At 39.4% G+C, this 24,892-nt stretch carries 18 protein-coding genes; 16 read left to right on the forward strand and 2 right to left on the reverse strand.

Annotated features, from left to right (window positions below; genetic code table 11):
• Positions 1–17 precede the first annotated feature (17 nt).
• The 10 genes from GM418_RS09260 to GM418_RS09305 all read left to right on the forward strand — a co-directional run bounded on the left by GM418_RS09260 (position 18) and on the right by GM418_RS09305 (position 15,787).
• A complete protein-coding gene (locus GM418_RS09260; protein WP_217447746.1) occupies positions 18–3,401 on the forward strand; it encodes a TonB-dependent receptor in 3,384 nt (1,127 codons plus the stop codon).
• A gap of 27 nt (positions 3,402–3,428) precedes the next feature.
• Positions 3,429–5,081 (forward strand): RagB/SusD family nutrient uptake outer membrane protein, encoded by a 1,653-nt coding sequence (locus GM418_RS09265; RefSeq protein WP_158865368.1) that lies wholly within the window; start codon positions 3,429–3,431, stop codon positions 5,079–5,081.
• Positions 5,082–5,182: 101 nt separating this feature from the next.
• A complete protein-coding gene (locus tag GM418_RS09270; RefSeq protein ID WP_158865370.1) occupies positions 5,183–6,355 on the forward strand; it encodes a glycoside hydrolase family 27 protein in 1,173 nt (390 codons plus the stop codon).
• A 75-nt stretch (positions 6,356–6,430) separates the two neighbouring features.
• Entirely contained in the window at positions 6,431–8,005 is a 1,575-nt protein-coding gene (locus GM418_RS09275) for a sulfatase family protein (protein ID WP_217447747.1), read from the forward strand.
• A 70-nt stretch (positions 8,006–8,075) separates the two neighbouring features.
• Positions 8,076–9,503, forward strand: a complete 1,428-nt coding sequence (locus GM418_RS09280) for a sulfatase (RefSeq protein WP_158865372.1) — start codon at positions 8,076–8,078, stop codon at positions 9,501–9,503.
• A gap of 15 nt (positions 9,504–9,518) precedes the next feature.
• Positions 9,519–10,481 (forward strand): glycerophosphodiester phosphodiesterase family protein, encoded by a 963-nt coding sequence (locus tag GM418_RS09285; protein WP_158865374.1) that lies wholly within the window; start codon positions 9,519–9,521, stop codon positions 10,479–10,481.
• A gap of 19 nt (positions 10,482–10,500) precedes the next feature.
• Positions 10,501–11,895: a sulfatase gene (locus GM418_RS09290; RefSeq protein ID WP_158865376.1), complete on the forward strand. Its 1,395-nt coding sequence runs from the start codon at positions 10,501–10,503 to the stop codon at positions 11,893–11,895.
• 122 nt (positions 11,896–12,017) lie between these two features.
• Positions 12,018–14,180: a DUF5916 domain-containing protein gene (locus GM418_RS09295; RefSeq protein ID WP_158865378.1), complete on the forward strand. Its 2,163-nt coding sequence runs from the start codon at positions 12,018–12,020 to the stop codon at positions 14,178–14,180.
• Positions 14,181–14,356: 176 nt separating this feature from the next.
• Positions 14,357–15,292, forward strand: a complete 936-nt coding sequence (gene mdh, locus GM418_RS09300; RefSeq protein ID WP_158865380.1) for a malate dehydrogenase — start codon at positions 14,357–14,359, stop codon at positions 15,290–15,292.
• Positions 15,293–15,361: 69 nt separating this feature from the next.
• Positions 15,362–15,787, forward strand: coding sequence for an aspartyl protease family protein (locus tag GM418_RS09305; protein ID WP_158865382.1), 426 nt, complete (start codon positions 15,362–15,364; stop codon positions 15,785–15,787).
• Here GM418_RS09305 and GM418_RS09310 read toward each other — a convergent pair.
• Positions 15,776–16,204: a gamma-glutamylcyclotransferase family protein gene (locus GM418_RS09310; RefSeq protein WP_158865384.1), complete on the reverse strand. Its 429-nt coding sequence runs from the start codon at positions 16,202–16,204 to the stop codon at positions 15,776–15,778. The two genes, GM418_RS09305 and GM418_RS09310, sit on opposite strands and share 12 nt — an antisense overlap.
• A 125-nt stretch (positions 16,205–16,329) precedes the next feature.
• Here GM418_RS09310 and GM418_RS09315 point away from each other — a divergent pair, with 125 nt between their 5' ends.
• The 6 genes from GM418_RS09315 to GM418_RS09340 all read left to right on the forward strand — a co-directional run bounded on the left by GM418_RS09315 (position 16,330) and on the right by GM418_RS09340 (position 22,585).
• Positions 16,330–16,710, forward strand: coding sequence for a hypothetical protein (locus GM418_RS09315; RefSeq protein WP_158865386.1), 381 nt, complete (start codon positions 16,330–16,332; stop codon positions 16,708–16,710).
• A gap of 117 nt (positions 16,711–16,827) precedes the next feature.
• Positions 16,828–19,833 carry a protein translocase subunit SecDF gene (secDF, locus tag GM418_RS09320; protein ID WP_158865387.1) on the forward strand — a complete coding sequence of 1,002 codons (3,006 nt, stop codon included), beginning with the start codon at positions 16,828–16,830 and terminating at the stop codon, positions 19,831–19,833.
• A 113-nt stretch (positions 19,834–19,946) separates the two neighbouring features.
• A complete protein-coding gene (locus tag GM418_RS09325; protein ID WP_217447748.1) occupies positions 19,947–20,306 on the forward strand; it encodes a twin-arginine translocase TatA/TatE family subunit in 360 nt (119 codons plus the stop codon).
• 34 nt (positions 20,307–20,340) lie between these two features.
• On the forward strand, positions 20,341–21,378 hold the full coding sequence (locus GM418_RS09330) for a calcium/sodium antiporter (RefSeq protein WP_158865389.1): 1,038 nt from the start codon (positions 20,341–20,343) through the stop codon (positions 21,376–21,378).
• Between the two features lie 23 nt (positions 21,379–21,401).
• Positions 21,402–22,052 carry an ABC transporter ATP-binding protein gene (locus GM418_RS09335; RefSeq protein ID WP_158865391.1) on the forward strand — a complete coding sequence of 217 codons (651 nt, stop codon included), beginning with the start codon at positions 21,402–21,404 and terminating at the stop codon, positions 22,050–22,052.
• Positions 22,049–22,585 carry a DUF2400 family protein gene (locus GM418_RS09340; protein ID WP_158865393.1) on the forward strand — a complete coding sequence of 179 codons (537 nt, stop codon included), beginning with the start codon at positions 22,049–22,051 and terminating at the stop codon, positions 22,583–22,585. The genes GM418_RS09335 and GM418_RS09340 overlap by 4 nt, the downstream gene beginning before the upstream one ends.
• Before the next feature lie 670 nt (positions 22,586–23,255).
• On the opposite strand, the gene GM418_RS09345 is transcribed toward GM418_RS09340, so the two are convergent.
• Positions 23,256–24,608, reverse strand: coding sequence for a transposase (locus GM418_RS09345; RefSeq protein ID WP_217447505.1), 1,353 nt, complete (start codon positions 24,606–24,608; stop codon positions 23,256–23,258).
• Between the last annotated feature and the right edge of the window lie 284 nt (positions 24,609–24,892).

Consider the following 24,892-nt stretch of genomic DNA (forward strand, 5'->3'; position numbering starts at 1 on the left):
TAAAGCAAAGTAAACTTATGAAAAAAATTTGTGGTAACCATTGGCCCGATTTAAAAAATCTTTGGGTCAGCAAAACATTTAGAAGTATGAGGCTTACTTTTTTTGTCCTGCTGCTTGCAACTGCACAAAGTTTAGCTTTTAACAGTTATTCTCAGGTAACAAAACTAAACCTTAACATGGAAAATACTACGGTACAGGAGGTACTTTCCAACATTGAGGACCAATCGGAATTTTATTTTCTGTACAACAGTAAAATTGTAGAGGTCGACCGTGAAGTGAGTATTAGTCTTAAAAACAAAAAGATTGACGAAGTTTTGGACATTCTTTTTGATGAAACAAACATTAGGTACACTATTGTAGACCGACAAATCGTACTTTCTGCAGGTGATGCCAATTCAAAAGGAAATGCTCCCCAGGAAAAAGAAATCAGCGGGAAAGTAACAGATAATTCAAACATGCCTCTTCCCGGTGTAACAGTAATGGTTAAAGGAACCACCCAGGGAACCGTTACAAATGCCGATGGGGTGTATTCAGTAAACAATGTACCTCAGGGAGCGACCCTGGTTTTTTCTTTTGTGGGTATGGAAGCCCAGGAAATAGTTGTTGAGAACCAAACAGCGATCAACGTTACCTTGCAGGTGAGTTCAATTGGTATTGAAGAGGTGGTAGCCATTGGTTATGGCACAGAACGAAGGGTAAATGTAATTGGCTCAGTTTCACAGGTCACTTCTGAAACTCTGGAAAACCGTCCGGTATCAAGTTTGTCCAACGCCATTACAGGGCAAATGTCGGGGGTAACGGTTATCCAACGTTCCGGGAAGCCAGGTTTTAACGATGGAGAAATAAGGGTTCGTGGTGTAGGCTCCTTTGGTGCAACACCTTCAGCATTAATTTTAGTTGACGGTATTCCGGGTTCAATGGACGAAATCAATCCAAATGATATAGAATCAATATCTGTACTAAAAGATGCTTCATCAGCAGCCATTTATGGTGCACGCTCTGCCAACGGTGTAATTCTTATTACTACTAAAAAAGGAAAAGAGGGTAAAATCAGCGTAAGTTACAACGGATACTATGGTGTTTCAAAAGCCACCGAATTTCCTGATTTTGCTACATCCTGGGAATATGCTGAAATGTTCAATATTGCAAACGGTACTGAAACATATTCTGCGGAAGACATTGCAAAATACAAATCGCAAAGCGACCCTGACAATTACCCAAATACAGACTTTTTGAATGAAACTTTTTCAAGAAATGGCGTTCAGACCGGGCACGATATTTCAATTACCGGAGGCCAAAAGTCAAACCGATATTTTCTTTCTGTGGGATACCTGAATGAACAGGGACTGGTAATACACAACGATTACGAAAGATACAATTTCAGATTAAACCTGGAAAGCGATCTTGGAGAAAAGCTGAAATTGACTACAAGAGTAGCCGGTTCAACAGAAGAAGCAAATGAACCAACAACTACAGCGAATAAGAATACTTCAGGTGTAGAAGGTATAATACAAACCGCGGTACGTTATCCTGCAGTTTACCTGGGTCAGGCATCCAACGGCGATTTTGGGATTGGGCCGGAGAGTGGTGGAACACCGGTTTCATGGCTTGCATCAAAAGGATATTATACCCGGCCAACCACAAAAGCCAGTGTAAATGGACGCCTTGACTGGACGCCTGTTAATGAACTGATTTTAAGCGCAGTTGGTGGTTACAACTTCACACTAAATGAAAGTAGACATTACCGTGCGTCACAGGTCCTGAATGCAGATGTAACGCTTCCCTTGGCAACGCTTGACCAATATAAAAACAATGTGGTTTTCAAAACGATGCAGTTCTTCGCAGAGTATTCAAAAGAGATAAAAGGTCACTATTTAAAAGCTCTCGCCGGATATTCTTTCGAAGATCAAAAATCCGAAAATTTCAGTGGTTCAAGAATAAACTTTCCTAGCAATGACTATACCGTAATGAGTATGGGAGGAGTTGACAATCAGGAGGTTTATGGAAATGACATTGAGTGGGCTATTCAATCCCTTTTTGGTAGGTTTAAATATCACTACAATCATAAATATTTATTTGAGGCTACTGTTCGTCACGATGGTTCTTCCCGCTTCCCAGAAAATCAAAAGTACGGAACATTCCCGTCTTTAGCAGTTGGCTGGCGTGTTACCGAAGAAAATTTCTTTAAAGAAGCTGCACCATGGGTTTCAAACCTGAAATTAAAAGCTTCCTGGGGTATTCTTGGAAACCAAAATATCGGGAACTATCCCTACCAGTCAACGCTTGCAACAGGAAGAAACTATCCTTTTGGAAGCAGCATTGCCAACGGCGCGGCTTACAGAACATATAAAGATCCAACGATACACTGGGAAACAACAGAAACAAAAGATTTTGGATTTGAATCAGGCTTTTTTGACAACAAACTTACGCTTAACGTAACATATTTCGACCGTTTTACATACGATATTCTTTACAAGCCTTCATCTAGTGTCAGTTCAATATTAGGTGTTGGTATTAGTGAAACCAACACTGGTGAAGTAAAAAATACCGGATGGGAGTTTGAACTGGGACACAATAATACACTTGGACAGTTCAACTACCAGATAAACGGAAATTTCTCAATAATAAATAACGAAGTTGCAACGCTTGGCTTAGGCAATGTTGAACAACCCAACGGCTTAATTGGAAACGGAAGCAACCTTTTTATCGGATATCCGATGCAAATGTATTACGGATACAAGTCTGATGGTGTATTTATATCAGATGAAGATATTACGGAATGGGCTGACCAATCAAAAGTTACACCAAATCCGGAGCCTGGCGACATTCGTTACAAAGATATTAGTGGCCCCGACGGAGTACCGGATGGGGTGGTTGATGCAACCTACGACAGGACGTTTATAGGTTCCAGAATTCCTAAATATACCTTTTCGCTTAATTTGGCAGCTCAATATAAACAGTTTGATTTTTCTGCATTCCTGCAAGGAGTTGCAGGTGTAAAAGGACGTTTGGAATATTATGTAGGTTATGCTTTTATGAATCTCGGCTCCATTCAGCAATGGCAAATGGATGGCAGGTTTGACCCGGAAAATCCGGTACAATATCCGGATTATCCAAGATTGGAAATCATAACAAACAGTGGAACGCCAAATACCGTTCTTTCTGATTTCTGGACAATAGATGCCTCGTATTTAAGAATAAAAAATTTACAGGTAGGATATACATTGCCATCACGTATACTTGAAGCATCACGTATCGACAACCTCAGAGTATACTTTAGTGCCGAAAATTTATATTCTTTCAACAATTATCGTCAGGGTTGGGATCCGGAAATTAATACCAACGGTAGTTTTTATCCCATTTTGGCCACTTTTACTCTGGGTGTAAATGTTAAATTTTAATCCATTAATCATTGAAAAAATATTAAAATGAAAACATATAAAAGAATTAAAAATACACTTACGAGCTTTTTACTTATTTCAATATTGGTAGGAATAAGCTCATGCAGCGACGAGCTGGAACAGTATCCTAAGGACCAGTTTGACAAAGAAAACTTTTGGACAAACGAAGCCAATGCCATGATTGGGCTGGCCGGTGTTTACAGAGGGAATATAAACTATGGAACACAGGTAAATCCAAGCGATTGGTGGACCTATTGCGGACTGGTATTTTTTGAACATGCAACAGACAATGCTTTTGACAGAAGGGGTAAAAACGCCAACCAAAACCGTTTAACCAACGGAACATTACTGGCAAATAATGCTGTTATCAGAACCTATTGGGAAGGTTCATATATCCGAATTGCCATAGCCAACGATTTTCTGGAAAATATCGGTCGTGTTGAAATGGATGAAACCACTAAAAGCAGAATGATTGCCGAAGCCAGATTTATCCGTGCATGCCAGTATTTTTACCTTTCTCAGTTTTGGGGTTCCGTCCCACTGGTAAAAAATACCTTAACACCTGACGAAGCAAATATCGTGACAAAAAACCCGAAATCTGAAATTATAAATTTTGTAATTACCGAATTTAGCGAAGCTGCTGCAGATCTTCCTCGCTACAAAGATATGACAGCATCTGAATTTGGCAGAGCATCAAAGCAAGCTGCATTGGCATTTTTAGGAAGAATATATCTTTCAGAAGGTAGATATTCTGATGCAGCCACAACTTACAAGCAAATAATCGATTTTGGCGATAATATTATTGATCCGGACTATGCAAGTATTTTTAACACGACAAATGAAACCAGTGCTGAAAATATTTTTTGTGTTCAGTATTATGAAGGATTGGCCGGAAACGCCTTACCACAACATGCACTTCCTGCAAATAAAGGTGGATGGCACATTGTAAATCCATTGGAGAGTTTGGCCAGCCAGTACGACTTTACCGACGGAACTCCGTTCTCGTATGATGATCCACGTTTTAATTCGCATAATATGGCAGAAAATCGTGATCCTCGTTTTGCCGCTACTTTCCTTTACGACGGTTGTATTTTTGGAGGAAATGTATATGATTGCCACCCGGATCACAGTTCCTCAGTAGACCAGCTGACTTACTCAAAACAGGCAACAAGGACGGGCTATGGGTTACGCAAATTTTTCGATGAAAATTTTTCCGGAGATTTAAGAACCGGTTATGGAGGTAACCTGCCTATAATTCGTTATGCTGAAGTTTTACTAAGCTACCTTGAAGCAGAACTCGAGGCAGGAAACCCAATTACACAGGATTTACTGGATATGACCATTAACAAAACCCGAGGCAGGGAATCGGTACAAATGCCCGCAATAACAGAAACAAACCCGGAACTGCTTCGCCCGATGCTTAGAAAAGAAAGAAGAATAGAACTGGCACTTGAAGGAGTTCGCTACTGGGATCTCCTCCGTTGGGGCATACTAGGCGAAACCATGCAAGGCGACTTCTGGGGAGCTTCATTTCCCGATGCCGAAAATACTGGTAAAGTGGAAGATCCTACCGGACATAGCAGGTGGTGGGTAGATAATAAAGCATTCAGAATTGGAGAAGACGAAGTTTGGCCAATCCCGGAGTCTGAAACCAATATCAACCCGGGATTACTGGACTAGTCTTTTAACGCAGTCATTTTAGTCGCAGAAAAAAGGTACCACCTAAACCAACAAACCTTTAAATCACAGACTAAAATGACTGCTTTTTTTGAAATATTATCATGAAAAAAATCGTTTTTTTTATTCTTATCATTTTGAGTCATCAGGCATTTTCACAGAATGAAAAATTGCTTGCACCAACTCCCCCTATGGGATGGAACAGTTGGAACTGGTTTGGTAAATATGGCATCAACGAAGATGTAATCAGAGAATGTATAGATGCCGTTGTTGAAGAAGGTTTATTGGACGCAGGATACGAGTATTTTGTAATCGATGGCGGATGGAGAGATGTAAAACTTACCGAAAAGGGGGAGCTTTTGCCGCATCCCGACAGGTTTCCACACGGAATAAAAGTTTTAGCCGATTATGCCCATTCAAGAGGGTTAAAATTTGGGCTGCACACTGTTCCAGGCACACACGACTGTGGCGGCGATGCAGTGGGAGGTTTTGGAAATGAAGAAGTTCAAATCCAGCAATTTGTTGACTGGGGTTTAGACTTTATCAAACTCGACAAATGTAAACATGCCGATGGGTGGAACGAAGAACTTTTGAAACAAACCTATAAGAAGTGGCAAAATCTTCTGGCAAAATCAGGCAGAGACATCGTTTTAAGTATCAGTGCTTATACGTGGCGCGACTGGTATCCCGAAGTTGGTCAGATGGCCCGGACTACCGGCGACATTAAAGCCCGTGTTTCAAAAGGAGCTGTTTTCGATGGTATTCCGTTAAGTGTGATGGTTGTTTCACAAACAAATAATGAATCAGCTCAATTTGCCGGAAATGGCTACTGGAATGACCCCGATATGTTGGCTACAGGAGAACAAGGATTAACAATTGATGAACAAAAAGTACACTTTGCTCTGTGGTGTATTATGTCTTCTCCGTTAATACTTGGAAACGATCCCCGAAATATGACACCGGAAGAAAAAGAGATCATTACAAACGAAATTGCCATTGCTGTCAATCAGGATCCGACAGAACAAGGCCGGCGAATTCAAAAAGAAGGGAATGCAGAAGTTTGGGTAAAAAAACTAAAGGATGGAAAAAGAGCCGTTCTTTTACTTAATCGTGATGCGGAAAAAACCGGAAAAATTGAAATATCTCTTGAAAAACTTGAGTTAAGTGGAAAGGTAAAAGTTCTTGATATTTACAATGGAAAAAGGCGGGGAAAAGAATCAAAATTAATTTCAGAAGAAGTTAAGCCCCTGTCAGGCGTATTCCTTCTTGTTGGTTAACAAAAAATTTATAAACTTGCTCATTGAATCATCTCCGAGAGACTTAAGTCGAACTTATTTTAAACAATATTTTAAATGAAAATGAGAGTCATAACCAAATCCTACAAAGTGTTTTCAATTTTTATCGTTTTACTGGCACTTGGTGTTTTCGGTTGCCAGAACAGTTCAAAAAAAGAACAAAACGAGCCGGAAAAATTGCCTAATATCGTTATTATTTACATGGATGATCTTGGGTATGGTGATGTTGGCGCTTATGGCGCAACCGAAATTCACACACCCAATATGGATAAACTGGCGAATGGTGGAGTGCGGTTTACCACCGGTTATGCCTCATCGGCAACCTGCAGCCCCAGCAGGTATGCACTGTTAACCGGGCAATATCCTTGGCGAAATGAAAATGCCAAAATCCTTCCCGGAACAGCTCCTCTTCTCATAGGTACCGAACAATTGACAATTCCGAAAATGCTAAAAGAAAAAGGCTATTACACCGGAGTTGTTGGGAAATGGCATTTGGGTTTGGGAAGTGGGAATGTGGACTGGAACGAAACCATTGCCCCCGGACCCAACCAGGTTGGTTTTGATTACTCATATATAATGGCTGCCACACAAGACAGGGTTCCAACGGTATATATTGAAGATGGCAATGTGGTTGGACTGGAGGAAGATGATCCAATCCAGGTTAACTACCAGAAAAACTTTGAAGGAGAACCTACCGGAAAAGATAACCCGGAACTTCTTAAAATGAAATGGCATCATGGTCACAACAACAGCATAGTAAACGGAATTCCAAGAATCGGTTTTATGAAAGGGGGAGAAAAAGCGAAATGGATCGATGAAGATATGGCCGATACTTTTCTTGAAAAAGCAAAACAATACGTTCAGCAACATAAAGATGGCCCGTTTTTTCTCTATTACGCGCTTCAGCAACCTCATGTACCAAGAACTCCGAACGAAAGATTTGTTGGTTTATCGGGCATGGGGCCACGAGGAGATGCAATTGTGGAAGCCGACTGGTGTATTGGTGAATTTATCCAAACACTTCAGAGCGAAGGAATCCTTGATAACACACTTATTATTTTTTCAAGCGACAACGGCCCGGTTCTGAATGACGGGTATTATGATGATGCAGTTGAGAAATTAGGAAATCATACTCCATGGGGACCTCTGCGTGGAGGCAAATACAGTTTGTTTGAAGCTGGAACAAGAGTTCCGTTTGTTGTATACTGGAATGGTAAAGTTACACCCGGCGTTTCAGACGCAATGGTAAGCCAGATTGATATTCTGTCGTCGCTGGCTGAACTGGTTGGTAGCGATAACAAAACCGAAGACAGTAAAAATTTACTCGATGTGTTTATGGGCAAATCTGAAGAAGGGCGTGAGGAGTTGGTTTTGGAAGCTACTTCAAGAACAGCTTTGCGCAAAGGAAACTGGGCAATGATTCCACCGTACGAAGGCCCTGCAAAAAACAATTCAGTGAATATTGAGCTGGGTAACTCATCTGAATTTCAATTGTACGACCTTTCCAGCGACATTGGTGAGCAGAAAAACCAGGCAAAAGAAAACCCTGAGAAATTACAGGAAATGGTTGAAACATTTAAACAAATCAGGGGAGCTGATTTTAAAAATATTCAACAACTGGAATTGAAATAATATACCATTCACGGTGCGGCTTAAAGTGTTGCACCGTGAAAACAATATCCATCAGAAGTTTTCAATAAAAATGAGAGCGTTTACAAAAATATTTCATTTTACTCCAAGCCTTCTGATTTTATTTTTTCTGTTTAGTTGTAATAGAACGCCGGAAAAGTCTGAATCAAAACCCAACATCATTTTAATAAATATTGATGATATGGGTTGGCGAGATGTAGGTTTTATGGGCTCGGAATACTATGAAACCCCAAATATCGATGCGCTGGCAGCCAGTGGAATGATTTTCACAAATGCTTATGCCTCAGCATCTAACTGTGCTCCAAGCCGTGCCTGTATGATGAGTGGCCAGTGGACCCCGAGACACGGTATATACACCGTTGCAAGTTCGGAAAGAGGAAAAAGCAGCGACCGAAAATTAATTCCGGTCGTTAACAACGCATACATGCCGGAAGACAATTTACTCTTCCCCCGGCTTTTGCAACAAGCGGGATACAAAACCTGTCATGCCGGGAAATGGCACCTTTCAGACAATCCAATTAACTTCGGGTTTGATATAAATATTGGAGGCAGCCATGCAGGTAATCCGGGAAGTTACTATCCACCCTATAAAAATGTTCCTTCACTGGAAGCACCAAAGGACGATTATTATCTTTCTGATTTAATAATGGATAAAACCCTCGAATTCATAAAAAATACAGATACACCTTTCTTTCTGTACTATGCATCGTATGCCGTGCACACACCGATTCAGCCTGCTACTGAATTACTTCCCAAGTATAAAAACAAAGCGGAATGGAACGGACAAAACAATGAGGAATATGCTACAATGGTTGAGAATATCGATGCTCAAATCGGGAGATTAATCAGTGAACTTAAAAATTCAGATAAACTAAAAAATACATTTATTCTTTTTACTTCCGATAATGGAGGACACTACGGAATTACCAAACAATGGCCTTTGCGCTCAGGAAAAGGTTCTTACTACGAAGGGGGAATCAGGGAACCCCTGTTTATGAGCTGGTTTGGCAAAGTTAAACCGGGCAGTAAATCGGATGCTCCGGTAACAAACCTCGATTTTTATCCTACAATCCTGGATGTTGCGGGGATTGTAAAACCCGAAAACAAAATCCTTGATGGGAAAAGTCTCCTGCCTGTTTTAACCCAAAACAAGACACCGGAAGAACGACCACTTTTCTGGCATTTCCCGATTTATCTTGAAGCGTATGTCAAAAACGATACAACAACCCAGGATCCGCTCTTCCGCACCCGACCGGGATCTGCTGTTCGTTTAGGCAACTGGAAACTTATTCAGTATTTTGAAAACAACGACGTTGAATTATATGATCTCGAAAATGATATCAGTGAAAAAAATAATCTGGCGGAATCAAATCCTGCCAAAAGAGATGAATTGTTTAAGCTGCTAAAAGACTGGCGAAACGAGATAAATGCACCCGTTCCGGAAGAGTTAAATCCGGAATATAAATCCGCGAGCAACTAAAATGTTGATTTTCTTATGCAAAAGAAACCAAATAACAGATTAAAACTTATCCAAATCCTGATACTCTGTGTTTCCGGTATATTTTTGAATTCAGAAGCAAAATCTCAAAATACAAAGCACAACCACATTTACCTGGAAACATTTGACGAGCTGCAACAATTTTTGAGCTACCAGGGAGACAACTTTCATTTGATTAGCGCCCACAGAGGCGGCCCTGAAAACAATATGCCTGAAAATTGTATTGCAACATTTGAGAATACGATAAACCATACGCCTTCAATTCTCGAGGTTGACCCGAGATATACCAAAGACAGTGTTGTTATATTATTGCATGATCCAAGCCTTGAACGGACTACAACCGGCAAAGGAAAAATTTCAGATTTTACATTTAGCGAGTTAAACCGGCTAAAACTAAAAGATCTCAACGGCAATGTTACCAACTATGGTATTCCAACCCTAAATGAAGCCCTGCAATGGGCAAAGGGAAAAGCCATTTTACTCTTGGATAAAAAAGATGTTTCAATTAAAAAACGACTCGAGATAGTCGAAAAAAATAACGCTGAAGCTTATACAATTGTATCAGCATACTCTTTCAAAGATGCAAAAACCTGTTATAACCTGAATAAAAATATAATGATGCAGGTTTTTATAGGTAGTCCGGAAAAAGTTCTGGAATTTGACAATACTGAGATTCCGTGGAGTAATATTATTGCATTTGTCGGGCACCAGCAACCGGAAAAAAAAGAGGTAATTGATATGATCCACAAACGTGGAGCAATTTGTATCATGGGAACCTCGCGCAACCTCGATCTTCTAATTTCAAAAGGAGAAGTAAAAGATATAGAATCACTCAAAAAAGATTACGAAGATTTATTAAAACTGGGAATTGACGCGCTTGAGACGGATATTCCTGTTCAGTTGAGTAAAATTCTTACACTTACAACAGAGGAAAGTACAAAATTCAAATATTTACATTAATCCCAAAAAATTGTTTTTTATGAAACATATTTCTATACTTCTGGCCATTATTTCCTTCTTATCTTTTTCAGAGAATACAATCGCGCAGGTGAAAGAAAAGCCAAATTTTATTGTGATACTTGCCGACGATTTGGGTTTTGGTGATTTAAGCCTGAATGGCAGCAAGCAAATCCATACTCCCAACATCGACAGATTGGCGGAGAATGGAGTAAATTTTACAAACGGATATGTTTCAGCACCGGTTTGCAGCCCTTCTAGAGCTGGATTATTAACCGGCAGAAACCAGGTGCATTTTGGCCATGACAATAATCTGGCAGAAGTTCAACCCGGATTTGATGAAAAATACAACGGCCTGCCGCTTACCGAAACAACAATTGCCGCAAGATTAAAAAAACAGGGTTATGTAAGCGGGTTAATCGGGAAATGGCATTTGGGAGCGGAGCCTTACTTTCATCCTTTAAAACGTGGTTTTGATGAAATATGGGGCTACACCGGTGGCGGCCACGATTATTTTGTTGCCGAAGCCGACGGCAAAGGTTATAAATGCCCCATTGAATGCAACTATAAAACACCTCAGCCAATTACCTACATTACCGACGACAAAGGTGACGAATGTATCGATTTTATCAAACGTCATAAAAATGAGCCGTTTTTTTTGTTTGCATCGTTTAATGCCCCGCATGCGCCAATGCAGGCAACGAAAGAAGATCTGGAGTTATTCAAACACATAAAAGATAAAAAACGCCGGACTTATTGTGCAATGGTTCACCGACTTGATGTAAACGTTGGCAGAATTATGAAAACCCTTGAAAGTGAGGGACTGGAAGAAAATACATTAATCGTTTTCCTAAGTGATAATGGCGGCCCTTGCGACCAAAATGCATCTGTTAATGCACCTTTTAACGGACAAAAAGGAATTTTACTTGAAGGTGGAATTCATGTGCCGTTTATTATGAAATGGAAAGAAAAACTTCCCGCAGGTAAAACTTTCAACGATCCGGTAATCTCAATCGATATTGCCCGTACACTTTTTGAGCTGGCCGGAGGAGAAGTGACAAGCGATATAAAATTGGAAGGCGTGAACCTAATTCCGTTTTTAACCGGCGAAATGGATACAAAACCTCACGATTCGTTTAACTGGCGTTTTACAATTAGTGCTGCTATCCGTGAAGGAAACTGGAAACTGGTGCGGCTGCCCGACAGGTTGCCCCTGCTTTTTGATTTATCAACAGACATTTCAGAGCAAAACAATGTAGCTTTAGACCATCTGGACCAAACAAAATCGATGTTAAAAAAGCTGGGAGACTGGGATGTTGCACAACCCCACCCTGTTTTCCTGGAAGGAGCTGTTTGGAAAGCCCGGCAATTAAAATTATACGATGAGGAATACCGGCTGGTTCAACCCAAAAACTAAGACAGTGTTTCACTAATATCAAAAATATCCGCCTGTCCTCCAAATCATTGTATTCTTTGTTTGTTTATCTGACAAAATGAATATATTTGCTTTCTTTAACCAACTAAAATAAAAACTCAGAAATGAAAAAACTGTTGTTGCTGGTTTTCTTTCTGGCATGTATTGTCAATGTTTTTGCCCAAACCCAAAAAGATACAATCTTAAATACATTCAACAAAGATTACGTTTTGAACATAAAAAAGGCGCAATCGGCTATTACTATCGACGGGGTAATTGATGAACCCGACTGGATGGCGGCTCAAAAAGCAGATGACTTTCACAAAGTTTTACCCATCGACACGGGTCTTGCCATTCAGCCGTCAGAAGTTTTAATGACCTACGACGATAAAGCTTTTTACCTGGCATTCACCTTTTACGATACGGTTCAGGGGAAAAGAATTATGGAATCGTTCCGGCGCGATTTTGTCTTTGGAAACAATGATAACTTTCTTGTATTTTTCGATACTTTTCTTGACCAGACAAACGGTTTTACCTTTGGGCTTTCTGCATCGGGAGCCAAGTGGGATGGTGTGATGCACGGAGGTGCCGGCAGCAACCTCAACTGGGATTGTAAATGGGAATCAAAAGTAAAACACTACGAAAACAAATGGATTGGTGAAATGAAAATCCCGTTTAAATCCATCCGTTATCCTTCGGGAACAAAAATGTGGAACGCCAATTTTAGCCGGCTCGATTTAAAAACCAACGAAAAATCGGCATGGGCACCGGTCCCCCGACAATTCCCCACTTCGAGTCTTGCTTACGCTGGAGTATTAAAATTTGCCGATCCTCTTCCAAAATCAAAGATCATGTTTTCATTGATTCCTTATCTGTTTGGAAGCTTTTCAAACGATTACGAAGCCGGCACAGGAAATGTCTGGAAAAAAGATTTTGGTTTTGATGCAAAAGTCGGTCTTTCAACATCGATGAATCTTGATCTAACCTACAACCCCGATTTTGCACAGGTTGAAGTTGATGAACAAGTAACCAATATTGACAGGTTTGAATTGTACTTCCCCGAGAAACGACAATTCTTCCTGGAAAACAGCGACCTTTTTGCCGACTTCGGCTCGAAAACTGCAACACCTTTCTTCTCAAGACGAATTGGACTGGATGCTCCTGTTTTAGCAGGTGCAAGACTTAGCGGAAAAATTGGTAATGACTGGCGAATTGGTTTTATGAATATGACCACCCAAAAAACAAGTAATTTTTTGGCAAGGAATTTTACCGTAGCGTCGATACAAAAGAAAGTCTTTGCACGTTCAAATGTCGGTGTTATTTTGGTGAATAAAGAATACATCGATCAACCTGTTGACACTTCAATGTTTAACCGTGTAGTGGGTGTAGATTATAACCTGGCAAGTGCCAACAATATTTGGTCAGGAAAGTTCTATTACCATCGGTCTCTCCAACCGGACAATCCGGGAGATCAATATTCTCAGGGAGCCTTGTTAAGTTATAGTACAAAAAATATTCAGGCAATAATTGGCCAACGCTCAGTAGGTGAAAATTTCAATGCTGAAACAGGATATATTACACGCACAGGCTACCACCACATCAGCCCCGAAATAACATATTTGTTTGTTCCCAACAAACAAATTGTGAGCCACGGACTTACACTGGAAACAAATTTCTATTTCGACCCGGATTTTAACCGGATAGACCAGGAAAATGCGGCCACATACCAGTTTGAATTTCAGGATCGATCCAACATTAAAATAGGATACAACAGCGTTTTTATCAAACTCCAAAGAGATTTTGACCCTACGCATATTAGCGCAAATTATCTGCCTGCAGGAACAGAATATAATTTCGGGCATGCCATAGTGAGTTACACCTCTACGCGAAAAACCATGTTTAACTGGGCGGCAGAAGCGGCCAAAGGAACTTTCTACAATGGGGATATCCAATATATTTCCGGGCGATTTGGATACAGATATCAACCTTATATAAACCTGTCTTTAAATTTTAATTACACTGATATAAATTTGCCGCAACCCTTTGAGCATGCCAAATTATGGCTCGTAGGTCCAAAGCTTGATGTAACATTTACCGAAAAACTGTACTGGTCGACATTTGTGCAATACAACGAACAGATTGACAATATGAATATCAATTCGCGTTTGCAGTGGCGCTACCAACCTGTTTCTGATATTTACATCGTTTATACCGATAATTATATTCCCGGAAGCTGGAACTCCCGAAACCGGGCATTGGTTTTAAAAATTACCTACTGGCTAAATTAACTGCACCTGAAAAAAGATAAATAAGCGGGATTTTACTAAAATGTTAAACCGGGATTCGCTTTGAATAATAGTTTCAAACATTCGTAAAATCAATTATCTTTGCACTTCTCAAAAATATTTTGAAAAAATTGTTTATATTATAGTCTTGTTTAAATCATAAAAAACTCATTATCAAAATGAAAGTAACAGTAGTAGGAGCTGGTAATGTTGGTGCAACCTGTGCACAAATTGTTGCCGAAAAAAATATTGTTCAGGAAGTTGTTTTGCTCGACATCAAAGAAGGTGTTTCAGAAGGAAAAGCTTTGGATTTGTGGCAAACTGCTCCCATTAATTATTATGATTCCAGATTAGTTGGATCTACAAGTGATTATTCAAAAACCGCCGATTCAGAAGTTGTAGTAATTACATCCGGCGTTCCGAGAAAACCCGGAATGAGCCGAGACGATTTGATTTCTATCAACGCAGGAATTGTTAAAAGCGTGACTGAAAATGTTGTGAAATACTCACCAAAGGCAAAAATCATTATTGTTTCCAATCCCCTGGACGTAATGACCTATGCTGCTTATGTTACAGCCAAAAAACCAAAAACAGAAGTAATGGGAATGGCTGGAATTCTGGACACTGCACGTTACCGTGCTTTTCTTGCCGAAGCCTTGGACGTATCTCCAAGAGATATCCAGGCACTTTTAATGGGTGGACATGGTGACACAATGGTTCCGCTCCCTCGTTATACTACTGTTTCAGGTATCCCTGTTACTGAGTTGATTGACGAAGAAAAATTAAATGCTATCGTTGAGAGAACAAAAAAAGGCGGTGGCGAATTGGTAAATCTTATGGGAACCTCGGCCTGGTATGCTCCAGGATCAGCAGCTGCGCAAATGGTAGAAGCCATCGTTATGGACCAAAAACGTATTTTCCCTTGCTGTGTGAAGCTGGAAGGTGAATACGGCTTAAACGACATGTTTGTTGGTGCACCGGTTAAACTCGGTAAAAACGGGGTTGAAGAAATTATTGAAGTTGCGTTGAACGAAAGCGAAAAAGAGTTACTTGTTAGTTCTTCAAATGCGGTAAAAGGCGTAATGGAAGTTCTTGACGGAATGAATATTTTGTAAATAAGATTCTTCTCAAAATATAAAACGGCTGATTCTCTGAGTCAGCCGTTTTTTATATATTTTCGCCAGATGAAAATTAAAATTCCACTGCAGGTGATTGAACTGGAAGAAGGTAATTTCCATATCATTGCCAACGGGAGATTTAAAGACGGTACTACCGGTTACTGGGCAATCGATACCGGAGCCTCAAAAACTGTTTTTGACAAAACACTAAAAGAATACTACAATTTTACAGATGAAAAATCGGAGGAAATTCACTCGGCCGGCATTGGAGAGAAACCATTGATAACAACAATAGGTACACTAAAATCTTTTCATTTGGGAAAATTTAAAGTCGAAGATTTAAAAGTTGCTTTGATCGACCTCTCTCATATCAATCAGCTGTATTGCAGGGCAACAAACCTCGAAATCAGTGGATTAATCGGAGGTGATTTTCTGGTAAAATATAAAGCTGTTATCGATTACAAACGACGAGTCCTCCAGCTAAACATCTGAATTTCCGGATTCTCGCTCAGTATTTGGCGCAATATTGGCGACATAATTCTGAAGAGACTGCTGTCGGAATGCATTTTGATCCCAGTCGAAATCTTCGAGGTAGCAAAGATCACTTTCCCAAACAAAAGCAATTGCTTTGTACTTTAATTCTCCTGCAAACACATCGACCTCCTTTTTTGAATACTCCTCTCCTTCATAAAGAGTTAAAACGTGAACTGACTCTTCATCAACATCGAGCAGCAGAAGTCCCTGAACCGCACAATCGTTACAGGGAACAATAGCCGGATAATCACAACCTTTCACGGCAAATCTTTTAAATCCTTTTACCGTTGCAGGAACTGAATTAAATCTTTTACCCGTAAGTTTTCTTACCAATTCAGGAAAAAGAAGTGAGCCGTAAACAAAAATGTGTTGCATAAGCTTCATTAATATTGGAAACACCTCAAATTTAATTACTTCGTTTTTGCAAACCTGAACTATTTCGGTATATTTGCTCCGCTTAAAAAAATGCAGTGGTAATCAAAATAAAAATATCAAAAAAAATGGCAGCAAAGCTGTTGATCTTCGCGGCTTTAACAGGACTTGCCATTTTTCTCGATAATTATTTTGAAAAAAATCCCGTTGAGTTGAATAATATTGCGGAAGATTCCGGACATGCTGCAAGCGAACACGGAACCATTTATTTATTTTCGCAAAGCAGTTCAACAACGGTAAAATCGTTCGACCAGAGAATTCCAGATCAGAGAATTCTTCAGCATTCGCATAACAAATTACTTCAAAAATATCATCAGTTAAGAAGCTACCAGATGATGAAAAAGGAGGCCGGAATCGAGAGTAAGCCTTTATTTTTAACTTGCTGTTTTCTTCTTTTCCGGAGCTATCATTTCTCATTGCCCGATGATGATATTCCGCTTATAGCCTAATTTCCAAATATTTATTTTTGGAAAGGATCCATCTGATCCCAAAATCTCATTCCGAGAGAAATTGAAATTCATTAAAAAGACAATAGTAAAATTTTAAACATTAAAATCTAAAATCAAATGCAAAACAAAGGTGCAATTTTAACATTTGCAATTCTGTTGGCCGCAGTTTGTGTGTACCAGTTAACATTTACCTGGAAAGCCAAACAAGTTGAAAAAGCAGCCGTGGAATACGCACAGGGAGATCCCGATCAGGAGTACTTCTACCTCGACTCAATTTCGGGGGAAGTTGTATATAACTTTTTGGGGCTGAAAAAATTTACCTACAAAGATGTTAAGGAACTGGAAATGAACCTGGGTCTTGACCTCAAAGGTGGGATGAACGTAACGCTGGAGGTTGAGATGGAAGATTTGATTCGTGCCATGTCAAATTACAGCAACGATTCAACATTTAATGCAGCAATAGCACGTGCCAAAGAACTTCAGGAAAATAGCCAGACCGATTTTGTTGATCTTTTTGGACAGGCTTTTGAAGAAATTGATCCGAATGCAAAATTGGCATCCATCTTTAACACACTCGAGCTAAGAGATCGTATAAATTTTAATTCAACCAATGCAGAAGTTTTGGACGTTATTCATGAAGAAACGTCAGCTGCAATTGATAACGCATTTAATATTCTTCGCACGCGTATCGACCGTTTTGGAGTTGCTCAACCAAATATTCAGCGATTGCAAACCAAAGAGCGTATTTTGGTAGAACTGCCCGGTGTAAGTGATCAAAATAGGGTACGTAACCTGTTACAGGGAACTGCAACCCTTGAGTTTTGGGAAACTTATGACAACCAGGAGGCTTACCCATACCTCTTACAGGCAAATGAAAAAATAAAAGAAATGGGACTCGGTGACGAAACCGATGCAGACGAAGTTTCTGATGAAGCTGCCGTTGCAACAGAAGCAGACACAACTTCCGCCGAAGAAAGTTCACTTCTTTCAGAGCTTGAAGCAGGTGCCGAGAGTGATACAACTGCTGCACTGGACAATCTGGCGGATTTCAAAAAGGAATATCCTCTTTTTGCATTGCTAAATCCCAGTACCGATCAGGCAGGACAGCTGCTTCAGGGGCCGTGGGTTGGAATGGCACAAGCGAGAGATACTGCAAAGATTAACGAGTATTTGCAAATGCAGCAAATTAGAAACATTTTTCCAAGAAATATGTTTTTCCGCTGGGCGGCAAATTCGGTTGACGAAGCTGGAAATTTTTATCGTTTGGCTGCTTTAAAGGTAACCACCAGAGATGGACGCGCTCCGTTAACCGGAGAGGTAATTACTGATGCACGCCAGGACTATGACCAAATGGGCTCAAACCCTGAGGTTGCCATGAGCATGAATGCCGAAGGTTCAAAAACCTGGCAAAGAATGACCAAAGAGAACATTGGTAAATCCATCGCAATCGTTCTTGATGATTATGTACGCTCAGCGCCAAATGTAATAAACGAAATTTCGGGTGGAAGATCGAGTATTACCGGTTTGGAAAGTATTGATGAAGCAAAAGACCTTGCGAACATTCTGAAATCAGGAAAAATGCCTGCTCCGGCAAGAATTATTCAGGAAGAAATTGTTGGACCTTCTCTCGGACAGGAAGCGATTAACAGTGGGTTCTTTTCTTTTATGATTGCATTTATTCTTGTATTGGCTTACATGTTATTCTTTTACAGTAAAAATGCAGGACTTGTTGCTAATATTGCATTGATAGCAAACATGTTCTTTATCATTGGTATTCTTGCTTCATTGGGAGCTGTACTAACGCTGCCCGGTATTGCAGGTATTGTACTTACCATTGGTATGTCGGTTGATGCCAACGTACTTATTTACGAAAGAGTACAGGAAGAAATTCGCTCAGGGAAAGGGATAAAACTCGCCATTTCTGACGGATATAAAAATGCTTACTCTGCAATTATCGACGGACAGGTTACCACACTTTTAACAGGTATTGTACTGTACTTGTTTGGCAGCGGTCCGATAAAAGGTTTTGCAACAACCCTTATTATTGGTATTCTTACTTCTCTGTTTTCAGCAATTTTTATCACCCGCCTGATTTTCGAATGGCGACTGGGAAGAAACAAAAAAATTCTGTTTACATCCACTCTTACCGACAACTGGCTTCGGAGTACCGCAATAAAATTCCTTGAAAAAAGAAGAACATTTTATATTATCTCAGGAGCTTTGATCGTTCTGTCTGTTGGCTCACTGGCAGTTCGCGGATTAAACTACGGAATCGATTTTAAAGGCGGCCGTACATATGTAGTTCGCTTCGAACAGGATGTTCAGGTAGCAGATGTACAACAGGCTTTGGCTGATGTTTACGGAGAAGCTCCGGAAGTAAAAGTTTACGGAGAAAACAACCAGGTTAGAATTACAACTGAATATAAAATTGAAGACAACAGCGAAAACATTGACAATGAAGTTGAAGAAATGTTAATGGTAGGACTTCAAAACGGTGGTTTTATTGATAAAAATGTAACACTGGAACAGTTCACTGATGAGTATCAAATGAGTTCACAAAAAGTCGGACCTACCATTTCAGATGATATCCGAAAAGAGTCGGCCATTGCCATTGGTTTTTCATTGATCATTATATTTATTTACATCCTTATTCGATTTAACAACTGGCAGTACGGTTTGGGTGCAGTTGCTGCACTGGCTCACGACTCTTTAATCGTGCTTGGTATTTTCTCGCTGGCGTATGGTGTTCTGCCATTCTCACTTGAAATTGACCAGGCATTTATAGCGGCGATTCTTACGGTGCTGGGGTATTCTATAAACGACACGGTGGTAGTATTCGACCGCATAAGGGAATATCTACATTTACATCCGAAAAGGCAAAGAGAAGAAAATACTGACAGTGCACTCAATAGTACGCTACGTCGTACATTTAGTACATCGCTGTCAACATTTGTAGTATTGCTTGCCATTTTCCTCTTTGGTGGGGAAACAATCAGAGGCTTTACGTTTGCATTGCTTGTTGGTGTGGTAGTTGGTACTTACTCATCAATTTTTATCGCAACTCCTATTGCGTTTGATACTCAGAAGCGTATTGCAAAAGTTGCTGCAAAACGTAAAAAATAAAAGTATTTATTCAATTTAAAGTGATAGCCTTGCAACTTGCAGGGCTATTACTTTTTTTTAGAAACTGGTAATATTGATAACTCCAATTTGTATATTTGTGCGTTAAAATAATAATGATGGCTAATTATATATTATTCATAAGTGGTGGGGAAATTGTTCTGGTGATGTTGCTGGCCTTACTTTTTTTTGGCTCAAAAGCGATCCCGGATATAGCAAAAACCCTTGGCAAGGGTATGCGGGAATTTAAAAAGGCCACCAACGAAATAAAACGCGAATTTGACGAACATACATCAGATATAAAAAAAGATATTAATGATGTAAAAAGAACGGTTGATAAAAAAACACAGGAACTAAAAAAAGATTTTGATGAACAAACATCAGATCTGAAAAAAGATATCGACTCTGCCGTTTCGGATGTTGAAAAAGACACAAAAGAAATTAAAGATAACGTCAAAGAACGGTTTGAAGATTAGCCTCTTTTCAGCCTCTTTTTCAAAATAGAAAATTATGGTCCTTGCTTATATCCTGGGTTTATTGGTTTGTTTTATTCTACTTGCCCGGATAGTTGATCAGTTTTTTATTCATTCATTAGATCGGATTTCAAAAGATCTCAAACTATCAAGCGATGCTGCAGGAGCTACACTTATGGCTGTAGGCTCAAGTGCACCCGAACTATTCGTAGCGTTGTTTGCGATATTCAAACCCGGTGAGCATGAGGCAATTGGCGTTGGAAGTATTGTAGGTAGTGCCATTTTTAATTTACTTGTTATTGTTGGTGCATCGGCAATAGTTCGAAAAGCAAAACTAACCTGGCAGCCGGTAATCCGCGACCTGATTTTTTATACGATTTCAGTTTCATTACTCCTGCTGTTTATTTGGGATGGTTCATTTTCTTTAGCTGAGGCCGGAATTCTACTCGCTGTTTACATAATATATGTAATTGCAGCTATCTACTGGAAAAGATTCCTCCCATACACCGACCTTCCTTTTGATGAAACAAAAACAGAAGAAAAGAAAAAGAGGGGGATTATTGATGTTTTTGATCAGTTTTTAGGCAAACTTTTCCCCGAAAAAAAATATTATTATCTGGTATTTCTGCAATCAATAATAATTATTGCCGGATTAAGTTGGGTTTTGGTTGAATTGGCTGTTCTTATTTCCCATCATTTCAATATCCCCGAGGGAATTATCGCCCTAACAGTTTTGGCCATCGGAACATCCATTCCCGACCTGTTTTCATCAATGATTGTTGCCAAACAGGGACGTGGCGACATGGCAGTAAGTAATGCCATTGGATCAAATATTTTTGATATTTTGGTTGGTCTGGGGTTACCGTTTGCCATTTACATGTTTATTCATGGCGGCAAAGTTGGTGCCGGCGATGGAAATCTGCTGTATTCCACAATTATACTCTTTTCTTCGGTAATATTGTTGCTCTTTCTTTTACTTTTTAGCAAATGGAGAGTCGGAAAAATCTCAGGAATATTTTTAGTCCTCTTATATGCTATTTATGTGGTACGGGAAATAATAATCCTCTATATTTAATGTTTTAAAATAAACTCCGGAAGTTGATAAAAGCTGTCGACATAAAAAAATCGTTTGGAAACCTCAATGTTTTAAAAGGAATTAATCTTGAAATTCCCGAAAGCAAAATATATTCTGTTGTTGGTGCAAGTGGTGCAGGAAAAACTACTTTACTTCAAATTTTAGGAACTCTAAGCAATCCTGATAGCGGAGAGATTTATTACAATGATAAAAAAGTATCCGCTTTTTCAGAAAAGGAACTTGCCGGTTTCCGAAATAAAGAAATAGGTTTTGTATTTCAATTTCATCATTTGCTGCCTGAGTTTACAGCATTGGAAAATGTTTGCATACCGGCTTTTATAGCAAAAACTTCAAAATCGAAGGCAGAAAAGCGGGCAAAAGAGTTACTCAATTATCTGGGCCTTTCGGAAAGAATGGAACACAAACCATCTGAGCTGTCAGGTGGTGAGAAACAACGTGTTGCAGTAGCCCGCGCTCTTGTAAATAATCCTTCAGCGGTATTGGCTGATGAGCCCTCCGGCAATCTCGACTCAACAAACCGCGATGAATTGCATGACCTGCTTTTTAAACTCCGCGATGATTTTGGACAAACTTTTATTATTGTTACCCACGATGATAATTTTGCTGAACGTTCAGACAAAATAATTCATATTAAAGATGGTGTGACAGAATGAGTTTTGTGATGCATTTGGATGATTTGAAAGATTTTCTGGACGAAAAAGCAAACAAATACAATCAGCCTTTTTTTATTGAAACCGATCCCATTCAGGTTCCCAAAAGTTTTTCAGAAAAAGAAGACATTGAAATCGCCGGCTTTTTAACTGCAACCATTGCATGGGGCAGTCGTCCTGCAATCATAAAAAACGCAACGAAATTAATGTCACTGATGGAATTTCAACCACATGAATTTATTTTAAACTCATCGGCTGAGGACCGCAAAAAGCTGGAGAAGTTTGTACATCGCACGTTTAATGGCTTGGATTGTATTTACTTTATCCGCTCATTACAAAATATTTATATAAATCATGATGGACTTCAGTCCGTTTTTGAAAAAGGGTTTCAAAATGAGAATTCGGGAAAGTCGGCTCTTGAATATTTTTACTCTGCTTTTTTTGAATTGGAAGGAGAACGCACCCGGAAACATGTTTCGAATGTTAAGAAAGGAGCGTCGGGAAAACGGCTGAATATGTTCAGTCAAGTAATTTAGGTAGTAATTAAATTAATCAAAGTTAAACTGGCAGTAAAATATTCCCTGACAAATGCTAACCTGTAGCAGTATACCGAAAAGGCAATTGCTTATATATAGGCACAAAGGTTTTTTGTGGAGCATTCAATCAAAGAAAGCAAAAGTATAATCGGGATGGACCAGTTCCAAACCCGGAAATGAGCGGTAGCAGCACCAGGTTGCTTTAAACATCATGGTGGCATGTTTCTTTCTAAAGGAGAAATTGCTCTGCTTTGGTGATTTGCCTTTGTTGTCGGCATATGACATAAAAGAATGGATAGGCTTCAAGTTGTCACAAACCTGGACCGATCAACAGATGATAGACCGAATATTTATCAGGCATTTACAAAGACAGAAAGATATAAACAGGTATTACAGAATTATTGAACCGAATGTGTAAAAGCCATATTCAACTTGTTGAAAATAAATGAAAACACTAAGTGCAGTGTATGTGAGTAGAATTAGTTTAGATTAGGCACCTTCAGCAGTAAAGGTCTTCGGACAAAATCGGGTAAAATCTCCTTGATATTTTTTCCCGATTTTGATAAAAGAATCTCTTTTTTTTGTGTCGATTGATTTTATGACGAAAAAAGGCCGGAATTGGGCATAGTTTTCCCATTTGCCTAAAGATTTTGAATAAATTGATTTGATTTTAGGCAGCTTGTTTTTGGAGCGCCATTTTTCGGGCTATCCTAACTGCATTTGCTGTATGTACACCAAAGAAAATCCAGAGTTCTTCATTTTTCCGGGTCATGGCCCTTATTTTCTTTAAGCCGTAGTGTTCTTTTTCTGTTCCAAAGCTTCCTTCCATTCGCGTGGCTCTTTCTTTACGAAGTACAGAATGAAGTATTTTCCGGTGCTGTTCATGTTTTCCTGCCCTTCCTTTTCGTTTAAACCCATGGATGATATTCTCTTTCCTGCACCAGGTGCGGTTGGCATTGGTGGCATAAATATCATCGCCCGAAAGGTGTGTTGGTTTACCTACCAGCTGGCGACCGTAACGCACAGATTGCTTAAGCCTTATCCCCTCATGAAAAGCGCTGAAGCTTATGTGCTCGATAAAATTAATCCCTCCAAATTGTATCATATTTACCTTGGCTCCAAATTCAACAGGTTTAACTTCTTTTCCTCGTACAATTGGCCGGATATAAGCTTTTGAAAGGCTGACTATACGGTCGGGTACACTTTTACCTGTATCAAAAATTTCTTGTTGTTGAGATAATACCGTGGTAATTATTTTGATTTGGCGATAATATCTGGCTGGCATGGTAAATTCATAAAGATAGTTCTGCTGGGTTTCTTCCAGTAAAAACAATAATTTCCCCAGTAAGTGCAGCAGGCTCCGGGTAAGTATTCTACGCTGCTTTTTCGATTTCCTGCGCTTTCGGCTGTAGTGACTATACCTTTCTTTTTGCTTGAGATATTTGGTTCGGGGTGTTCGTATCTTTAAATACTTACAGCTTAATTTCAATTGACCGTAACACCAGTCTACACTTTCCCACAGTAGTTTTATATTGGTTGGGTAACGCATCGAAGTTTCGTAACATGTTGCATCGGTAAGCATAATGTTGGGATGTTCAATAAAGGGTTTCCAATGTTTTGCCAATATTTTTTGAGCTTCACTAATAGCTAACCTTGATGACAAAAAAGTACGTATCTGGCTGACAATTTTATAATTGGTAAGCCTTTCACCTTGTAGCCAGATGTCACAAAAAAGCTGAAAGTGGATATTGCCGTTTAAGTGCTCAATTAGTTTTCGGTCTGAACACCCCACATAAGACTTAAGGAACATCAATGCAATCATTCCCCCGGGACTAAAAAAACGGGAAGGTCCTTTCTTATTTTCTTTGATTTTAAAATGCCGGACTAAATCATCCCAGGGTAAGGAGACATAGAGTTTACCAATTTCAGATGTTAAAAATGATTTCCAGTAAAGAGAAAATTCCTGACGTGGTGAATTAAAATTAATTTCAAGGGGCGTTTCATAAATTCTTTGTACTTTCACAATTAAGGATTTTGAAAATTACCCCGATTTTTGGCGATTCAGGCCTTTTTCGGGGTTTTTCTTAAAAATAACAAAACCTATCGTATTTATTGTCAATAGGTTTTGATACTTATGAACATCCCTATATTAGTTTTAAAGCAAATATTGCGAACATTTGCTAGTATTAAAAGGTGATGTCGGGTGGGTTATGTCGTTAATTTAGACTGATTCTAAGCTGATATTTTTTTAGTTTTATGTAACTAAAAGATACTCAAATAAGTTGGTTGTAGAACTTTATCTCGATA

It is taken from the genome of Maribellus comscasis (genome assembly GCF_009762775.1).
Taxonomy (GTDB): domain Bacteria; phylum Bacteroidota; class Bacteroidia; order Bacteroidales; family Prolixibacteraceae; genus Draconibacterium; species Draconibacterium comscasis.